This window comes from Sinomonas gamaensis, from assembly GCF_005876955.1.
In the GTDB taxonomy this organism is placed as follows: domain Bacteria; phylum Actinomycetota; class Actinomycetes; order Actinomycetales; family Micrococcaceae; genus Sinomonas; species Sinomonas gamaensis.
In genome coordinates this window covers 25,028-41,250 of the sequence record NZ_SSCL01000008.1, presented here as the reverse complement: position 1 = coordinate 41,250, position 16,223 = coordinate 25,028, and the positions used below count along the sequence as shown (strand labels likewise).

Sequence of the window (16,223 nt, the reverse complement as noted above, 5' to 3'; positions counted from 1 at the left end):
TGGAGAGAGGTTGGCACGCCCGTCTGAACCGCTCATCACGGTCGAGGCCGTCACTGACGCGGCGCTCGAGCTCGTGGACGAGAGCGGCGATTTCAGCCTGCCGCGCGTCGCAAAGCGGATCGGGGTGACGCAGTCGTCGATCTACCACCACGTGAAGGGGCGCGACGAGATCGTCGAGCGGATGCGTCGGCGGATCATCGAGACGACGCCGCGCACCGCCGTCGACGGTCTCTCCTGGGACGACGCCCTCCGCACGCTGGTGCGGGCCTATCGCGACGGCTTCGCGCGGCACCCGCGCCTCGCCCCGCTGCTCGTGCAGCAGACCGTCCAGGACGATCTGGTCCTTGGGCTCTACGAAGACATCGCGCTCACGCTCGAGCGCGCAGGATTCCGCGGCGCCGAGGTTCTCGCCGCGATTTCGACCATCGACTCGTTCGCGATCGGCGCCGCACTCGACCTGGCTGCGCCCGACGTCGTGTGGGCGCCGCCGGGGGAGGGCTACCCGACGCTGTCGCGGGCCTTGAGCCACGCGCCGGCCCCCGCGCAGCGCGCGGAAGAGGCCTTCGAGTTCGGGCTCGACGTGCTCATCGAGGGGTTGTGGGCGAGGCTCGGGGCCTCACGCTGAAACGACTGCTCCATAACTGTCGTTTTGGGGCCTGAAAACGACAGTTATGGAGCAGTCGATGGGGGGTGGGGTGGGGGAGCGGGTTAGGCCTGCTGGATGCGGACCGTGTTGCCGGCGGGGTCGCGGAGGGCGGCGTCGCGGACGCCCCACGGCTGGCTCACCGGCTCCTGCAGGACTTCGACACCCGGGGCGGCGGCGGCCTTCTCGAACGTTGCGTCGAGATCCTCCGTGCTGAAGTTGATGCCGCCGAGCTCGCCCTTCGCGAGGAGGGCCGCGATGGCCTCGCCGTCCTCCTTCGAACGCCCGGCCTGGGGCTGGGAGAGGACGATCTGGATCTCGGGCTGGTTGGGCGTGCTGAGGACGATCCAGCGGAAGCCCTCGCGGGCCACCTCGTTCTGGACGGTCAGGCCGAGGGTGTCCCGGTAGAAGGAGACGGCTGCGTCGGGATCATTGACGAGGACGTGGACGGTGCTGATTGAGACGGTCATGAAAATGATGCTAGGCGGGGGTCGAACTGAGCGCTTCTTGGAAACTGCTCAATTCCTCACGCACCGCTTCCGCGCTCGCAGCCCCCGTTTTCCGCGGCCGCGTCACGACCATCGCATGGCAGCTCGGCAGCACGCGCCAATCCTCGTGGTCCCGGGCCCGATACGCCGACGGCGATTCGCCCACGAGTTCCGTGAAACGCGAGGAGAACGATCCCAGACTCGTACAGCCGACCGCGAAGCAGATCTCCGTCACGCTCAGCTCTCCGTAGCGCAGCAGGGCTTTCGCCCGTTCGATCCGCCGCGTCATGAGGTACGCGTACGGCGTCTCGGAATAGACGTCCTTGAAGCGCCTGCTGAAATGCGCCGTTGACATGAGCGCAGTGCGGGCGAGGGAGGCAACGTCGAGCGGCTGCGCGTACTCGCGATCCATCCGGTCGCGGGCTCGGCGCAGCCGCTTCAATTCGTCGAGGTCAACACCCATAGGCCCAGTGTGCACAATTCGGGCGCTGATTTACACGCTCGGATAAATCACACCCCGAGATAGACGGTCTTTCCCCAGGTGTAGAACTCCACGGCGGTCCGGCCCTGTTCGCGGAAGGTATTCGTGGACGAATCCTTGATTCCGCCGAACGGCACATTGAGGTCAAGGCCCGAGGTGGGCCGGTTGATCTTCACGACGCCTGCCTGCGCACGGGCCGCGAAGTCCGAAGCGAGCGCAAGCGAGTCCGTGCAGATTCCCGCCGTGAGTCCGTACTGGGACGAGTTGACTGCGGCGAGCCCGGCCTCGTAGTCCGGCACCTCGAGGACGACGACGACCGGCCCGAAGATCTCGTCCGTCACCGCGGGGTCATCGTCGGGGAGCTCGGTGAGCACCGTGGGCGGGAAGAAGAGGCCGCCGGAGGGGGCGGCGTCGTCCGACCCGATGAGGAGGCGCGCGCCGCGGTCGACGGCGCCCCGCACGGCGGCCGCGTCCTGCGTGAGCTGGGCCTCGCTCACGACGGCGCCCATACGCGCGCCGTCGAGCCCGTCGCCTGGGACGTAGGCGGCGGCCTGCTGCACAAGCGCGTCGACGAACGCCTCGCGGATGCCCGGGGTGACGTAGACGCGGGAGGTGGCGGTGCACGCCTGGCCGGTGAGGCCGAACGCCCCGGCGGCGACGACGGCCGCGGCCGCCTGAGGCGCGGCGTCGTCAAGGACCAGGACCGCGTTCTTCCCGCCCATCTCGAGCTGCACGCGGGCGCGGCGCGCGTCAAGGATGTCCTTCAGGTGGAGGCCGACGGCGGTGGAGCCGGTGAACGAGAGGCCCGCCACGCGCTCGTCCCGCGCGAGCGCCTCGCCGACCACGCGGCCCTTGCCGTGCACGAGGTTGAACACGCCGGCCGGCAGACCGGCGTCGTGCAGGGCGCGGGCCAGATGGGTTGCCGAGAGCGGCGTGAGCTCGGCGGGCTTGAGGACGACGGCGTTCCCCGAGACGAGCGCGGGTGCCGCCTTCCACGCTGGGATCGCGAGTGGGAAATTCCATGGCGTGATGAGCGCGAAGACGCCGAGGGGCTCGCGCCGGGTGGTGACGGTCGTCCCGGGGAGCGAACTCGGCAGGACCTCGCCCGAGGGCGCCCAGCCGAGGGAGCTGAAGAAGCGGAGGACGTCAGTGGCGCGCTTGACCTCACCGGAGGCCTCGGCCAAGGTCTTGCCCTCTTCGCGCACGAGATCCTCGGCGATCTGCTCCGCGCGCTCCTCGAGGAGGCCTGCCGCGCGGATCAGAACGGCTCCACGCGACGGGGCAGGGAGGGCGGCCCACTCCGGTTGGGCGCGGACGGCCGCGGCGAGGGCGGCGTCGACGTCCTCGGCGGTACCAGCCGGGGAGACCGCGGCGAGCTCGGCAGGCCGCGCGGGGTTGCGGCGCTCGACCGCGGGCTCACCCTCCCATGCGCCATCGATGAGGTGGAGTGCGACGGCGGGTGGGCGGACGCCGTCGCTGTTTTTTGCCCAGGGGGCATTGGGTTCGGTGGCAAGGGAAGTCATGTCAGTCCTATTGAGGTCAAAGGCGTTGGATGAGATCAGAGGCTTCGGATGAGGCCGCCGTCGCAGCGCAGGGCGACGCCGGTGACGTACGAGGCGGCCGCGCTGCACAGGAAGGCTGCGGCGGCGCCGAACTCTTCAGGAGTGCCGTAGCGGCGGGCGGGGATGGTCTTGCGGGATTCGAGCTGCACCTCGTCCACGGAGATTCCGCGGCGCTTTGCTGCGGCGGCGTCGAGCTCGGCGACGCGGTCGGTCGAGATCCGCCCGGGGAGGAGGAGGTTGACGGTGACGGCGTCGAGCGCGACCTCGGCGGCGAGCGTCTTGAGGTAGCCGGCGAGGGCGGCGCGGCCGGTGTTGGAGACGGCGAGGTTCGGCAGCGGGGCGGTGACCCCGCTCGAGCCGACCGCGAGGATCCGCCCCCAGCGCCGTACCCGCATGCCGGGCAGGACCTTGGAGACGAGTTCGTGGTGCGGGCGCAGGAGGAGGTCGAACGCGCTCGCGAGCTCGTCGGAGCCGAGCGCTGCCGCGGCGCCGGGCTTGGGGCCGGGGCCGTTGAGGACAGCGATGTCGATGGGTCCCAGGAGTTCCTCGGTCCGGTCCACCGCCTCGGCCACGCCTCCCGGCGCCTGGAGGTCGGCCGCCACGGCGACGGCCCCGGGGAGCGAGGCCGCGACCTGCTCGGCGCGCTCCCGCCGTCGTCCGGTGATCGCGACTTTCGCTCCTTCGGCCGCGAGCGCCTGTGCCACTGCGAGCCCGAGCCCGCCGGTCGACGCGGCGACAAATGCGACCTTTCCGGTGATACCGAGGTCCATCAGCGCACCCCCGCCTGCAGGGGAGCGAGCGCGGCCGCGAGCTGCTCGCGCAGGATCGGCAGCAGCTCCTCGGGCAGGGGAGCCGACGGAGGGCGCACCGCGGCATCCGCGATGAGGCCGCGCTCGCGGAAGAGCGCCTTGCGCAGCGCGAGGGCCACGCGCGGCTGCTGCTCGAAGTTCACGAGCGGAAGGAACGGCGCGAACGCCTCGCGGGCCGCGTCGATGCCGCCCTCGGTGAAGGCGCGCACGGTCGCGACGAGGGCCTCGGGGCACGAGAACCCGGTCATCGCGCCGGCCGCCCCGGCGGCGAGCTCGTCGAGGAGCCCCTGCCCGCCGAGCCCGCCGAACACGGGAACGTTCACTTCGGCGGTCAGCCGAGCGATGTTCAGCGCGGTGGGCGGGGCCTCACCCTTCACCGCGGCCACGAACGGGCAGCGGCGGACGACGGCGGCCAGCACCGTGGCGGGGACGGCCACACCGCTCGCGGCGGGGTAGTCCTGGACGACGACGGCGGCGCCGGTCGTGCGATGGATCGCGGTCAGGTGGTCGGCGAGCACCTGCGGGTCGGCCGAGCTTGCCTGGACCATGACGGCCTTGAGCCGCTCGCCGAGGGCTTCCTGCGCGGCGGCGACCTCGTCGATCGCCGGTCGGGTGGCGAGGGCGCCGACGCCGGCGACGATCGGCAGGGAGCTCGCGTCGGCGGCGGTCTCGAGAACGAGGGCCTTTTCCGCAATGCTGAGCGCGGCGGCCTCGCCGAAGACGCCCAGGACTGTGAGCCCGACCGCGCCGACGCTCTCGTAGTGCTCGACGAGACCGGCGAGGCTGTCGGCGTCGACGTCTAGGGCGCTGCCGGCGAACGGCGTCGGGACGACTCCCCAGACACCGGATTCAAGGGTGATGCTCACGAATCCTCCTACTCTCCAGGCCATATCGGCGCGCGCTTCTCCTGGAACGCGAGCACGCCCTCGGCCGAATCCTTGCTGTCCAGCGCCGCCATGAGCGCGGGCAGGCGCATGGCTCGGGCCTCGGTGGGCGTGAGGTGCGCCGTGCGGGTGACCATCTGCTTCACGGCTCGGACCGACGTCGGCGCGCAGGCCCGGATCTGCTCGAGCCAGCGCTCGACCGCGGCGTCGAGTTCCTCCGCGGGCACCACCTCGTTGACCAGTCCCATCGCCGCCATCTCCTCGGCGGAGGCCTTCCGGCCGGTGAGCAGCATGGACATGGCCTGCGTGTAGGGGACCCGACGCACGAGCTGGTGGATGCCGCCGTCGAGCGCCAGCCGTCCGACGCGCGGCTCGGTGAGGCCGAACTTCGCATGCTCTGCGGCTACCACGATGTCCGCTCCGAGGACCATCTCCATGCCGCCGCCCAGCGCGTAGCCGTTGACGCGGGCGATGACGGGGATGTCGAGCGTCTGGCGGAGGCTCAGGCCGCCGAAGCCGTTCGGGTCGAGGTCTGCCCAGTATTCGAGGCCGGTCTTGTCCACTCCGGCGGCGGACATGTCCGCGCCCACGCAGAAGGCCCGCTCGCCGGCGCCGGTGACGACGACGGCCCGGAGGCTCGCGTCTGCTTCGATCTGCTCCCAGATCTCGTTGAGCCGCGCCGTCGTCGGCCCGTCCACGGCATTGAGGACGTGCGGGCGGTCGATGACCACCCACGCAACCCCATTGCGGACTTCGAAGCTCACCCCGTTCATCGCAGCACCCCCAGCTCCTGCAGACGCGCGATCGTCTCCTCGTCGAAGCCGTTCTCCCGCAGGACCTCGGCGTTGTGCTCGCCGAGTCGCGGCGCCACGCGGCGCACGGACGCGGGGGTCTCCGAGAGCCGGATCGGCGCGTTGAGCATGCGGACCGTTCCGACGCTCGGATGCTCGGCCTCGACGATCATGCCGTTGACGCGCGTCTGCTCATCGGCGAGCGTCTGCTCCAGGGTGTGCACGGGAGCGTTGAGCAGCCCTTCGCGCTCGAGCCTGTCCGTCCAGTACGCGGTGCTGTTCGTCGCGAAGCGCTCGCGGAAGATCGCCTGGAGCGCCGGCTTGTTCTCGAACTGCTTCTCGAGGTTCGCGAACTCCGGACGCTGTGTGAGGTCCTCGTTGAGGCCGAGTGCCTGCGAAATGTGCCGGAGCGGGTCCTGCGTGAAGCCGCCGACCATGCACACCGCGCCGTCGGTCGTCTCGAACACCCCGCTGAGCGGCATGGCGCCCCAGTTGACCTCGTAGCCGCGGTTGAGCTGCATGCACGCCTCCTGCATCTGCAGGTGCAGCATCGAGTCGTACATGGTGACCTCGACCTTCTGGCCTGTCCCAGACGACTCGCGGGTGCGCAGCGCCAGCAGGATGCCCTGGAGCAGGTGCATGCCCGTGATGTAGTCGCACAGGGTGGTCGGGTAGATCGACGGCGGCAGGTCCTCGCGGTCCCTGCGCCACATGACGCCCGAGTAGGCCTGCGCGATCGCGTCCTGCCCGCCCTTGTGGGAATACGGGCCTTCGGGACCGAAGCCCGTGCCCGAGGCCCAGATGATGCCGGGGTTGGTGCGGCGGACGTCGTCGTAGCCGAACCCCATGCGCTCCATGACGCCCGCGCGGAAATTGCTGACGACGACGTCGGCATCGGCGATGAGGCGAGCGATCACCTCCCGGCCCTCGTCCGTGCGGGTGTCGACGCTGATGCTCCGCTTGTTCCGGTTGATCGACAGGAAGATCGGGTTGTCCTGGCCGTCGGGGTCAGGGAACGAGTTGCGGGAGATGTCCCCGCTGCCCGGGCGCTCGATCTTGATGACGTCGGCCCCGAAGTCGCCGAGCAGCTGCGTGCAGCTCGGGCCCATGAAGACCTGGGTGAAGTCGACGATCTTGATGCCGTCCAGGGGGAGAGCCGCCGTCGGGTCGGAGTCTGGGGAGACGCGGGGATGCTCGGCCGTGACGACGCTCATGCCCCCACCCCCACGAGTGCGTCGATCGTCGCGTTCGCCGAGGGGACGTCGCCGGGATCCGCGCCCTGCTGCCGCATCCCCACCTGGATCTCGCGGGGATCCACATGGCGGACGAGCGCGCCGTTCGAGACGGCGAGCCCTGCAGCGACGCCGACGGCCTGGCCCATGGCCATGCACGGCGGGATCTCGCGGCTCATCTTCTGCGCTTCCGGCGTCGCCGAGTAGTGGCGGCCGGCGACCAGGAGCTGGTCGACCTCGCGCGGAAGGAGCGAGCGGTAGGGGTAGTAGTAGTCCCGGCCACGCGCCACGGTATCGGCGAAGTGGCGGCGAGTGACGACGTCGTCCTTCGTCATGACGTACTCGCCCTCAAGAAGCCGCGTCTGGCGCACGCCCAGCTGGGGTGCGGCGTCGAGGAGGTAGGCGTTCGCGAAGCCGGGCAGGTTCTCCTTGACGTACGCGACGGCCTCGGTGATCCGGTCCCGCGCCGCGAACTCGGCGGCCGTCAGATCGCCGGGGTCCACGCCGTCGTACCCCGACATGTGCGGCGCGTTGCACCACACCACGCCCTCGAGCGGGGTCTTGAGCCACCACAGCTCCCAGGCGCCGCCGAGCAGCCGCTTGATGCGGCGGTTGATGGCGCGGGCCTCCTTCGGATTCTCCTGCTCGAAGCGCTCGGCCTCGGCGGTGTCCACGCCCCCGAGGCGGAAGACGAGGGTGGTGATGTAGGAATCGTGGGCGTACTTGGCGCCCGCACGGGAGGCGACGTCGATGTCGCCCGTGGTGTCGATGACGACGTCGGCGAGGTACGCCTGCGGACCTGCCTTCGTCTCGACGACGACGCCCTTCATCACGCCGTTGCCGTCCGGACCCTCATCGACGATCGGCCGCGAGAACCACGAGTGCAGCCGCAGCGTGACCCCGGCCTCGCGGACCAGGTCGTTCGAGACGCGCTTCCACCCGTCCGGATCGAAGGCGGCGGCGTAGCAGATGGGCTTTGGCGTGGAGTGCGAGTGGAAGTCGAAGGTGCCGTAGCGGCCCCACTTGTTCCAGAGCTCCTGCGACGTGCGGCGGTCCTCCTTCGGCGGGACGACGGCCAGGCCCGCGGCCTGAAGCCGCTCGACGTACTCCGAGACGATCCCGGTGACGGTGATCTCGGGACCGTTGACCATGTCGTCGAGCACGAGCACCATGCCGCCCGAGGCGAGGCCGCCGAGGTAGGAGTAGCGCTCGAGGAGCGTGACGCTCGCGCCGGACCGGGCCGCGCTGACCGCGGCGGCGACGCCCGCCGGGCCGCCGCCGACCACGAGGACCTGCGATCGGTTGACGATGGGTGCCGCGAGCTCTTCCGAGCGCACACGGAGATCGAGGGATTGCATGGGGTGATTCCTTACTTGCAGGCTCACTTGCCGACGAAGATGCCGGACGAGCGACGGGCGAGGACGTAGAAGATGACGCTCAGGGCCGAGAGCACGGCCACGTAGGTGGGGAAGATCCAGTCGGCGTGGAGGGACTGGAACCACACGAGGAGGTAGGACGCGGTGCCGCCGAAGAGCGCGACGCCGATTCCGTAGCCGAGGGCCACCCCGGTGCCGCGGATGTTCTTCGGCATGAGCGAGGTGCTCACCACGTTGTAGATGGTCATGTTGAGGACCAGGACGATCGAGCCGCCGAGCAGCACCGCCGCGAAGCCGCCGATCCCGGGCCGCACGTAGAGCAGCATGAGGAACACCGAGGGGATCGCGAGGAGCCGGGTCACGATGAACCACCGGGACATCGCCTTGCCGTCCGTGAGCTTGCCCACCACCCAGCTGCCGACCACGAGGACGACGGCGAGGGCCGTGGTGAGCGCGAACACGATCGTGGGGTCTTCCTTGAAGTTGCTCCGGGCCGCGGTGGGCAGGCCGGTGTTCCACGCGTAGTTGTAGGCCTGGGCTGCGCCGACCACGAAGATGATCGCGAGGACGCCGAGCCAGTGCTTGCGGATGCCGGACCAGACGGTAGTGCCGGATGCTTCGGCGAGTTCCTCTGCCCGCAGCGTCTCGGGCAGCGCCCGCCGCAGGTAGAGGACGACGACGCCGAACACCGCGCCGATGATGAACGGCACCCGCCATCCCCACGAGCCCATCGCGGCGCCGCCGAGCGTGAGGCTGCACAGGAAGCTCACGAGCGAGGCCATGAGGATGCCGATGTTCACGTAGAGGCTCATCATCCCGGCCACCATGCCCTCGCGCCCTTCGGGGGCGAGTTCCACGGCGTGGGAAGTGGACAGCGGCGCTTCGATGCCGGTGGAGATGCCCTGGATGATGCGGGAGACCACGAGGATCACGCCGGACCACACGCCGATCACCGAATAGCTCGGCGTGACGGCGATGAGGAGGGTGGTGCTCGCCATGAGGAGGATCGAGGTGAGCATGACGCGCCGGCGGCCGATGCGGTCGGCGAAGAGGCCGAGGAGTACCCCGCCCAGCGGGCGGAAGGCGAAGCCGACGGCGAAGACCGCGAGCGTATTGAGCGTTGCCGAGAGCGGATCCCGGTCAGGGAAGAAATTGGGGCCGATGAAGGCCGAGAGGAGCCCGAAGACCATCCAGTCGTACCATTCGAGGGCATTTCCGAGGCCGAGGCCGAGGAGGCCTCGACGGACTTCGGGCGAGAAGCGCCGAGAGGTAGAAGGGTCAACTTTGACCACGTTCTCGATCATGAGAGGTCCTTTGCTGCGCCGGAAGGGCGCGCGAGGGTATGACGCATCGCAGGGCGGTGCGAAAGGGGTAAGAGGGTAAGGGTCAGCTCCGATGAAGCGGGAATTGGCGAGTGGCGGGAATTACCACGCGTGGGGGGCGCTGACCCAGATCGCTACGCAGACCTCTTCGTAGCTGTTCGCGTACCAGTGGGGGATTTCGGAGGAATACGTAATGGAGTCGCCTTCGCTGAGGCTGTAGCGGACTCCATCGAGATACACGTCCTTCTTGCCAGAGATGACGAGGCAGAATTCCTCGCCGCTGTGGTGGAAGGGCGTGGCGCTGGTGTCGTGTCCGGGCGGCGTCACGATCCATTGGACCTCGAGGGCGCCGTTGGTGCTCGGCGTGAGGAGCTCGTGGACGGCTTCGCCCACGGACTCCCGGGTCACCCCGCGGAGGTTCCGCCGTTCGTGGCGCCTCACCACGGGGGAGGCGCTGTCCGGCTGGCCCGCGAAGAAGCGGCCGACCGGGATGTCGAGGCCATGGGCAAGCTGGGCCAGAGTGGTGAACGAGGGGTTGGCCAATCCTCGCTCGATCTGGCTGACGATTGCCTGGCTGAGGCCCGTGGCGTCCGAGAGCTGGGCCAGCGTCATCCCGAGGTCCTTGCGGCGCGCGCGGACCTTCGCGCCGACCGAGGCCAAGAGGGCCCCTGTTGCGGCGGGAGTCTGCGTGACGCTCTCGGTAGTCATGTGTTCAGCTCCGTTCGGTGACCTGACTCACACAACTATAGTGAAGATCTTTAGCGAATCAAGGGTTTTGCATAAGTATTCTGAATTTCTTCACTCAACCCCGGATTCTTGGGGTTTCTGATCGCGGAGTGCCTCGAACGCGGCGGTCAACTGTGCGACCTGCCTGCTCAGGGCATCGATCTTCGCCTCGATCGACTCGTCGAGCGCTTCGACCTCGGCCTCGACCTCCTCCACCTCGTTTTCGACCTCCTCCGCGGCGGCCGCGGTGATGCTGGTGACGAGCCAGGTGGCGATCGACGCGGTCACCACACCGAGGACGGCGATGCCCGCGATCATGAGAGCCGCAGCGACGAAGCGCCCCACGACGGTGACCGGATAATGATCACCGTAGCCCACGGTGGTGATCGTCTCGAGGGCCCACCAGATGGCGGAGCCGAATGAGCGGATGTTCGAGCCCGGCACGTTCTGCTCGACGTCCTCGGCCGCGAGGGCCCCGCAATAGACCAGCATGACCGCGGAAGCCACCACATAGAGGAGCAGCCGTCCGCGGAGCACGTCGCCGGCCCTGTTGTGCACGACCCGCAGGAACGTGATGAGCCGCAGAAGGCGCAGCGGGCGGAGGGCCGGGAGGAGGAGGATGGCGAGCTCATGCAGGTTGCGGACGAACCAACGGCGGCGGTCCGGGGCAAGGTAGAGCTGCACACTGTAGTCCACGAGGAAGACGGCCCACGAGGCAAAGACAAGGGCCTCGGCCCAGACCCCTTCCTCTTCCCGGAGGTTCGCGATCACCTGGACGGAATACGCCACGAGGAACACCACCGCCGCGCCGATCATCGGCCACTCGGACAGGCTCCGCCACCGCTCCAACGTCATGGCCGAAGGGTACTCCCGAGAGGGCGTTTCCGGGTCCGCGAACTCTAGCTGACAGAGTCGGAGATCTCTAGCCTTTGTGCATGAGCGGTCTGGACGCCGAGCTTCTCGCTCGACTCCTCGCGCTCCGGGCCGCCTGGCGACTCCACGAGCGCTGGAGTCCCGCGCGGATTGCCGCCCACCAAACCGAGGCGTTCGAGCGGCTGCGGGCGTACGCCGTCGGCCATTCTGCTTTCTACCGCCGCCGGTACGCCGGCCTGGAGCATGCGCCGCTCTCCGCTCTGCCGCCCGTGACGAAGGCCGAGCTCATGGAGCACTTCGACGAGGCCGTCACCGCCCCGAGCCTGCGGCTGGCAGATGTCGAGGCCCACCTCCGCGAGTTGGTGGAGAACGACGGCGATCCCTCCGTCCCGTGGCGCGGCCGCTGGTGGGTCGCGGCGAGCGCGGGCACCACGGGGCGTCGCGGCGTGTTCGTGTGGGACCACCGCGAGTGGGCCTCGGTCATCGCCTCCTACACGCGCATCCCGAGCTGGGCCGGTCTGCCCGGGCTCATCCGCCGACCGGCACGCGTGGCGATTGTCACTTCCCGTTGGCCTACCCACCAGTCAGCCGTGCTGTCGGCGACGTTCAACTCGTTGCTGTTCCCGACGCTCCGCCTCGATGCCGGGGACCCTCCGGATCGGACGGTCGGCCGCCTCAACGCCTTCCGCCCCGACCTCCTCATCGGGTACCCCTCTGCGCTCTGGCCGTTGGCGGCCGAGCAGCTCAGCGGTCGGCTGCAGATCGCGCCGCGGGCCGTCCTCTCGGCGTCCGAGGTCCTCGGCTCGCGCGCCGCGCGGGAGATGGCGGCCGCCTGGGGCAGCGAGCCGTTCGACGTCTACGGCACCACCGAGACCGCCGGCATTGCCTCCATGTGCTCGGCGAGGCGGAAGCACGTCTACGAGGACCTGGTGATCGTCGAGCCGGTCGACGCGGACTACCGGCCGGTGCCCCATGGCGTCACCGGGGACCGCATCCTTGTGACGGTCCTGTTCTCCCGCACGCTTCCGCTCATCCGCTACGAGATGTCGGACGAAGTTCGGCTTGATGGTCGCGGCTGCCCGTGCGGCAGATCCTTCGAGCTGCTCTCCAAGGTGGAGGGGCGTGCGGAGGAGGTCCTGCATCTGCGGGTGGGCGAGACCGAGGTGCCCGTCCACCCGAATGTATTCCACGCCGCGCTCGAGGACGCGCCCGTGACGGGCTGGCAGGTGGTGCAGCGTCCGGAAGGCCTCGATGTGCTCCTCGCCGGGCTCCCTCTCGGCACCGACCTACGGGCCCTGCGCGACCGCGTCATGCTGGGCCTCGCGGGAGCGGGAGTCGTGGGGACCCCGGTGAACATCATCCCGGTGCACGAAATCCAGCGGACGGCGCTCGGAAAGGCCCCGCTGGTGAAGGCAGCCGGGGATTAATTCCTGGACCGCGCAGGAGTACCATCGTCGCAAGTGCTGGGAATCTCCAACGGAGACGCATCATGTCCACAGCACCGAATGGAACCGGTCCCTCGCTCGAAGTCCTCGAGCTGCGCGTCCACGGCGTCCGGAACACCCCGCCGCAGGAAATGCTCGGGACCACCACGGACAACCTGCAGATGGTTCACGAGGGCGCCGTCACCCTCGGGGACAACCTTGCGGGCTTCTACACCCCGAAATCCCCGCTCCCCGGCCAGAAGACCAGGCTCGAGGCCTATAGCTGGGGCAATCTGGACAGGTTCTCGAAGGGCAACAGCTTCTTCGGCAAGGTCGGGCGCGTGGTCTACAACCTCGGCTGGTTCCTCATCGCCCCGTTCGGCTTCGCGAACGCGGCCTACTGGGCGCGCTCGTTCCGCCCCGATCCGAGCCGCGAAGGCGGGATCCGCACAGGCAGCGGCGGGGGAGTGGTGCGGCTGTTCGGCCTGCTCCTGACCCTCCTCCTGGTCTCCGCGGTCTCCACTGTGGCCTTCGACCTTGTGGCCGTCCAGTGCTTCCAGCCGACAGGCCAGCCCAACAGCTGGAAGGTCTGCAGCGCCCTCCCGTCGCAGTTCGACGGGCTCCGCGAACTCACCCGCGGACAGCGTCTGGCGGCACTCTCGCTCGCGCCGATCCTCGCCGTCGTCCTCGTCTCCCTCTTGGGGCTCGTGAGCGACGTCCGCTTCCGCACGCGTGCGGGCGACGCCGCCCGCGCCCTCGACAACCAGACCGAGAGCGACGCGTTCGCGCTCGCCGTCCCGAGCCTCTGGGTGCGGCGCCGCATCAATTCGCCCACCGGCATGCTGCACATCGCGGCGAGCATCCACCTCGTGGTCATCCTCCTCATGTCGGACGCCCTCAGCCGCGACGGTGCCGCCGCCTCGTCGCTCCTGATCCTCGCCTCGGTGCAGCTGGGCGTCGTTGCGCTCGTCGTGGCGGTCTGGGCGCGCTCGATCCACCCGCCGCTCGTCGCGGACTTCTGGACGAGCCGCCACGTGTGGGCGTTCCTCCTCCTCGCAGCGGCCACCGCGACGTACATCGGCTGCCTCATCACCGAGGCAAGCCTGTCGGACGAGAATCCGTCCTCGCCGTTCACCGCCGGGCAGCTCACGCCCACGGTCATCCTCGTGTGCCTGACGATCCTCGCTACCGTCGGCTGCGTGGTCCGCTCGGGCTACAACGAGTGGATCGCGACGGCGGTGCTCACCGTCGGCGTCGCCGCGCTCGTCGTGGTGGTCGGCGGATGGCTCGATCCGCTCGGGGCGGGCGCCAACGCCCTGGCGATTGCCGTCGTCGTCCTCTGCGGGCTCGGGTTCGTGCTGCCGTACCTCGTCCTCCGCCGCCGCGACCCGCATCGGAAGGAGCACGCGTGGCATGGGGCGGGACCGGGGGTGTTCATGTACCTCGGGCTCGTGATCGCGGCGTTCCTGGCGAGCGCCGTCGCCCTCGGCATCGGCTCCTACCTCCGGGCCGGGCGGCTGCAGTCGAGCTCGGACCGCGCGGATCCGCTGTTCCGGGACCTCACCATCCCCGCCGGTGCGCACGATATCGCCGTCCCCACCGTCTTCTGGGCGTTCGGCGGCGTGCTCGTGCTGATCGTGGTGTTCGTCGGGGCCCTCCTGTGCGTGCTCGCATGGCTTGGGCTGCGCAAGGCGATCATCGACAGCCCGCCCGTCGACCCGGCCGAGGCCGTGTTCGCACGCGAGATCGACGCCGTGCGCCGCTCGAGCGCGTTCCTGCAGCGGGCGGAGCCGCTGCTCTACACGCTGAGCTGGGTGATCGGCGTGACCGTCACGGTCTCCCTCGCGTTCACCGTGATGCGGCAGGCGCGCGACGTCACCGATCGGTGGACGTGGATTCGCGGCGCACTCAGAGCGGTCTTCGGAGGGGACGACGGCGTTGCCGCCTTCTCCGCGTTCGCCCAGTGGGCGGTACTCAGCAGCGTGGTGCTCGGTGCGCTCGCCGTGGTGAGCGCCGCCGTCGCCAATGCCGCGACCGCCGGCCGCGGGCGTCCTCTCGGCCTCCTGTGGGACCTCATGGCCTGGCTGCCGCGGGCCGCGCACCCGTTCGGACCCGCGTGCTTCTCCGAGCGGGCCGTGCCCGAGCTCGCGGACCGGATGATGCGCTGGCTCGAGCCCGACGGGAAGCCGGCTCCCCAGCGCCGAGTCCTCCTCGCGACCCACAGCCTCGGCACAGTCCTCGGCGTTGCCGCCCTGTTCCACCTCGCGGCGCTGGGCAAATCCGACCTGCTCGGGCGCGTGCGGCTGCTCACGTTCGGGATGCAGCTGCGTCCGTACTTCGGGCGGTTCTTCCCCGAGCTGTTCGGGCCCGAGGTGCTCGGCACGCCCGGAATCGCCGCACCTTCGTTCTGGACCGCCGACCCCTGGAAGGGCAAGGACCTCGGGGATCATCCTGTGGCGAACCCGGCGCCCTCCGTCGCCGGCACGCCACTGACCGAGCTGCTCCACATTCCGAACGGCGCGTTCGCGCTCCCGTCGCGCCCGCAACCCGTGTGGATCAACCTCTGGCGACGCACCGATTACCTGGGCTTCCCGGGCTATTCCTACTCGGCCATGCCGAACAATCTGGACCGGGTGGCCCTTGAGATGGAGCCGGATTCGTACATGGCACGCGTCGCAACGCACGGGAATTACCTTCCGACCATGGCGTATCTCCAAGCGCGAGATGAACTTTTGGTGGGGTGGTAGTGCCCCTGTTGCCGGATGGATATCGTGGTGGCCGTGACTGACCTCGGCCAGCCAACCGTCCTCAACGACTACGCCAAGGCCGTCGACCAGCTCGACGACCTGACCACGCGCTTCGCCGCGGCCGCGGATCGCGTTCGGCACTGGGATGCCCTCGTCCCCGCCTGCCCCCGCTGGACCGCCCGCAAGCTCGTCATCCACCTCGGAAGCATCCACGCCTGGGCCCTCGCGTGCCTGGGCGCGGAGAGCGAGCCGGAGGTGCCGCGGTTCGTGGACCACGGCGAAGCGCTGCCGCTCTGGTATCGGGACCGTGCCTCGGCCCTCGTGTCCGCCCTCCGGGAGAGCGCGCCCGACGCTCCGGCCTGGACGCTGTGGGGGCCTGCCGTCGCCTCGTTCTGGGCCCGGCGGCAGGTGCACGAGACTGCGGTCCACGGGGTGGACCTTGCCGCCACGCTGGCCACGTCGGGGGAGCCGGTGCCCGAGTCGTGGCCCATTCCGGAGGGCCTCGCTCTGGACGGGCTTCGCGAGGTCGTCGACGGCTTCTACCCGCGGCAGGTCCGCCTCGGCCGGACGGAGGGCCTTCCCGGGACCGTGCGCTTCGAAGTGATCTCGGACGGGGCTCCGCTGGCCGCAATCGAGGCCCTCGGGGCGCGGTACACCGAACGCGGCCCGGGGGAGACGCATCTCGGGACCGTAACGGGCTCCGCGGAGCAGCTGTATCTGGCCGTCTGGGGCCGGGCGCCGTTCCCCGACACCGCGCCCGAGCTCGCGGCGACGATCCGGGACGCCCGCCTCACGCCCTGACCCCTCCCGTTGCGCCGTCACGTTTGCGGGGTGCGCTCTCGTTGCGCCGTCACGTTTGCGGGGT

General features: G+C 69.7%; 15 protein-coding genes. 4 read left to right on the top strand and 11 right to left on the bottom strand.

The annotated features are described in order from the left end of the window. Positions 1 to 10 precede the first annotated feature (10 nt). Positions 11 to 625 carry a TetR/AcrR family transcriptional regulator C-terminal domain-containing protein gene (locus tag E5679_RS11990; RefSeq protein ID WP_138416131.1) on the top strand — a complete coding sequence of 205 codons (615 nt, stop codon included), beginning with the start codon at positions 11 to 13 and terminating at the stop codon, positions 623 to 625. 83 nt (positions 626 to 708) lie between these two features. Here the strand turns inward: E5679_RS11990 and E5679_RS11985 are convergent, their stop codons facing one another. From E5679_RS11985 to E5679_RS11935, 11 genes are all read right to left on the bottom strand, one after another. Beyond that, positions 709 to 1,113: a VOC family protein gene (locus E5679_RS11985; protein ID WP_138416129.1), complete on the bottom strand. Its 405-nt coding sequence runs from the start codon at positions 1,111 to 1,113 to the stop codon at positions 709 to 711. A gap of 10 nt (positions 1,114 to 1,123) precedes the next feature. Next, the gene (locus E5679_RS11980; RefSeq protein WP_138416127.1) at positions 1,124 to 1,594 is read right to left on the bottom strand and encodes a helix-turn-helix transcriptional regulator; all 471 of its coding nucleotides are present in this window, start codon (positions 1,592 to 1,594) and stop codon (positions 1,124 to 1,126) included. Positions 1,595 to 1,641: 47 nt separating this feature from the next. Beyond that, positions 1,642 to 3,135, bottom strand: coding sequence for an aldehyde dehydrogenase family protein (locus E5679_RS11975; RefSeq protein ID WP_138416125.1), 1,494 nt, complete (start codon positions 3,133 to 3,135; stop codon positions 1,642 to 1,644). Between the two features lie 35 nt (positions 3,136 to 3,170). Further along, on the bottom strand, positions 3,171 to 3,944 hold the full coding sequence (locus E5679_RS11970; RefSeq protein WP_138416123.1) for an SDR family oxidoreductase: 774 nt from the start codon (positions 3,942 to 3,944) through the stop codon (positions 3,171 to 3,173). After that, entirely contained in the window at positions 3,944 to 4,849 is a 906-nt protein-coding gene (locus tag E5679_RS11965; RefSeq protein ID WP_249336095.1) for a dihydrodipicolinate synthase family protein, read from the bottom strand. The genes E5679_RS11970 and E5679_RS11965 overlap by 1 nt, the downstream gene beginning before the upstream one ends. Before the next feature lie 8 nt (positions 4,850 to 4,857). Then, entirely contained in the window at positions 4,858 to 5,640 is a 783-nt protein-coding gene (locus tag E5679_RS11960; RefSeq protein ID WP_138416118.1) for an enoyl-CoA hydratase-related protein, read from the bottom strand. Further along, the gene (locus E5679_RS11955) at positions 5,637 to 6,872 is read right to left on the bottom strand and encodes a CaiB/BaiF CoA transferase family protein (RefSeq protein WP_138416116.1); all 1,236 of its coding nucleotides are present in this window, start codon (positions 6,870 to 6,872) and stop codon (positions 5,637 to 5,639) included. The genes E5679_RS11960 and E5679_RS11955 overlap by 4 nt, the downstream gene beginning before the upstream one ends. Then, positions 6,869 to 8,248, bottom strand: a complete 1,380-nt coding sequence (locus E5679_RS11950; protein ID WP_138416114.1) for an FAD-dependent oxidoreductase — start codon at positions 8,246 to 8,248, stop codon at positions 6,869 to 6,871. Before E5679_RS11950 ends, E5679_RS11955 begins: the two co-directional genes overlap by 4 nt. Positions 8,249 to 8,271: 23 nt before the next feature. Then, positions 8,272 to 9,570: an MFS transporter gene (locus E5679_RS11945; protein ID WP_138416112.1), complete on the bottom strand. Its 1,299-nt coding sequence runs from the start codon at positions 9,568 to 9,570 to the stop codon at positions 8,272 to 8,274. 120 nt (positions 9,571 to 9,690) lie between these two features. Beyond that, a complete protein-coding gene (locus E5679_RS11940) occupies positions 9,691 to 10,296 on the bottom strand; it encodes a helix-turn-helix domain-containing protein (protein WP_138416110.1) in 606 nt (201 codons plus the stop codon). A gap of 90 nt (positions 10,297 to 10,386) precedes the next feature. Further along, positions 10,387 to 11,169 carry a potassium channel family protein gene (locus E5679_RS11935; protein ID WP_138416108.1) on the bottom strand — a complete coding sequence of 261 codons (783 nt, stop codon included), beginning with the start codon at positions 11,167 to 11,169 and terminating at the stop codon, positions 10,387 to 10,389. Positions 11,170 to 11,249: 80 nt separating this feature from the next. On the opposite strand from E5679_RS11935, the gene E5679_RS11930 reads away from it, so the two are divergent. From E5679_RS11930 to E5679_RS11920, 3 genes are all read left to right on the top strand, one after another. After that, positions 11,250 to 12,614 (top strand): phenylacetate--CoA ligase family protein, encoded by a 1,365-nt coding sequence (locus E5679_RS11930; protein ID WP_249336094.1) that lies wholly within the window; start codon positions 11,250 to 11,252, stop codon positions 12,612 to 12,614. A 62-nt stretch (positions 12,615 to 12,676) separates the two neighbouring features. Next, on the top strand, positions 12,677 to 15,358 hold the full coding sequence (locus tag E5679_RS11925; protein WP_138416106.1) for a hypothetical protein: 2,682 nt from the start codon (positions 12,677 to 12,679) through the stop codon (positions 15,356 to 15,358). Positions 15,359 to 15,385: 27 nt separating this feature from the next. Continuing rightward, positions 15,386 to 16,159, top strand: a complete 774-nt coding sequence (locus E5679_RS11920; protein WP_171042353.1) for a maleylpyruvate isomerase family mycothiol-dependent enzyme — start codon at positions 15,386 to 15,388, stop codon at positions 16,157 to 16,159. Positions 16,160 to 16,223 lie beyond the last annotated feature (64 nt).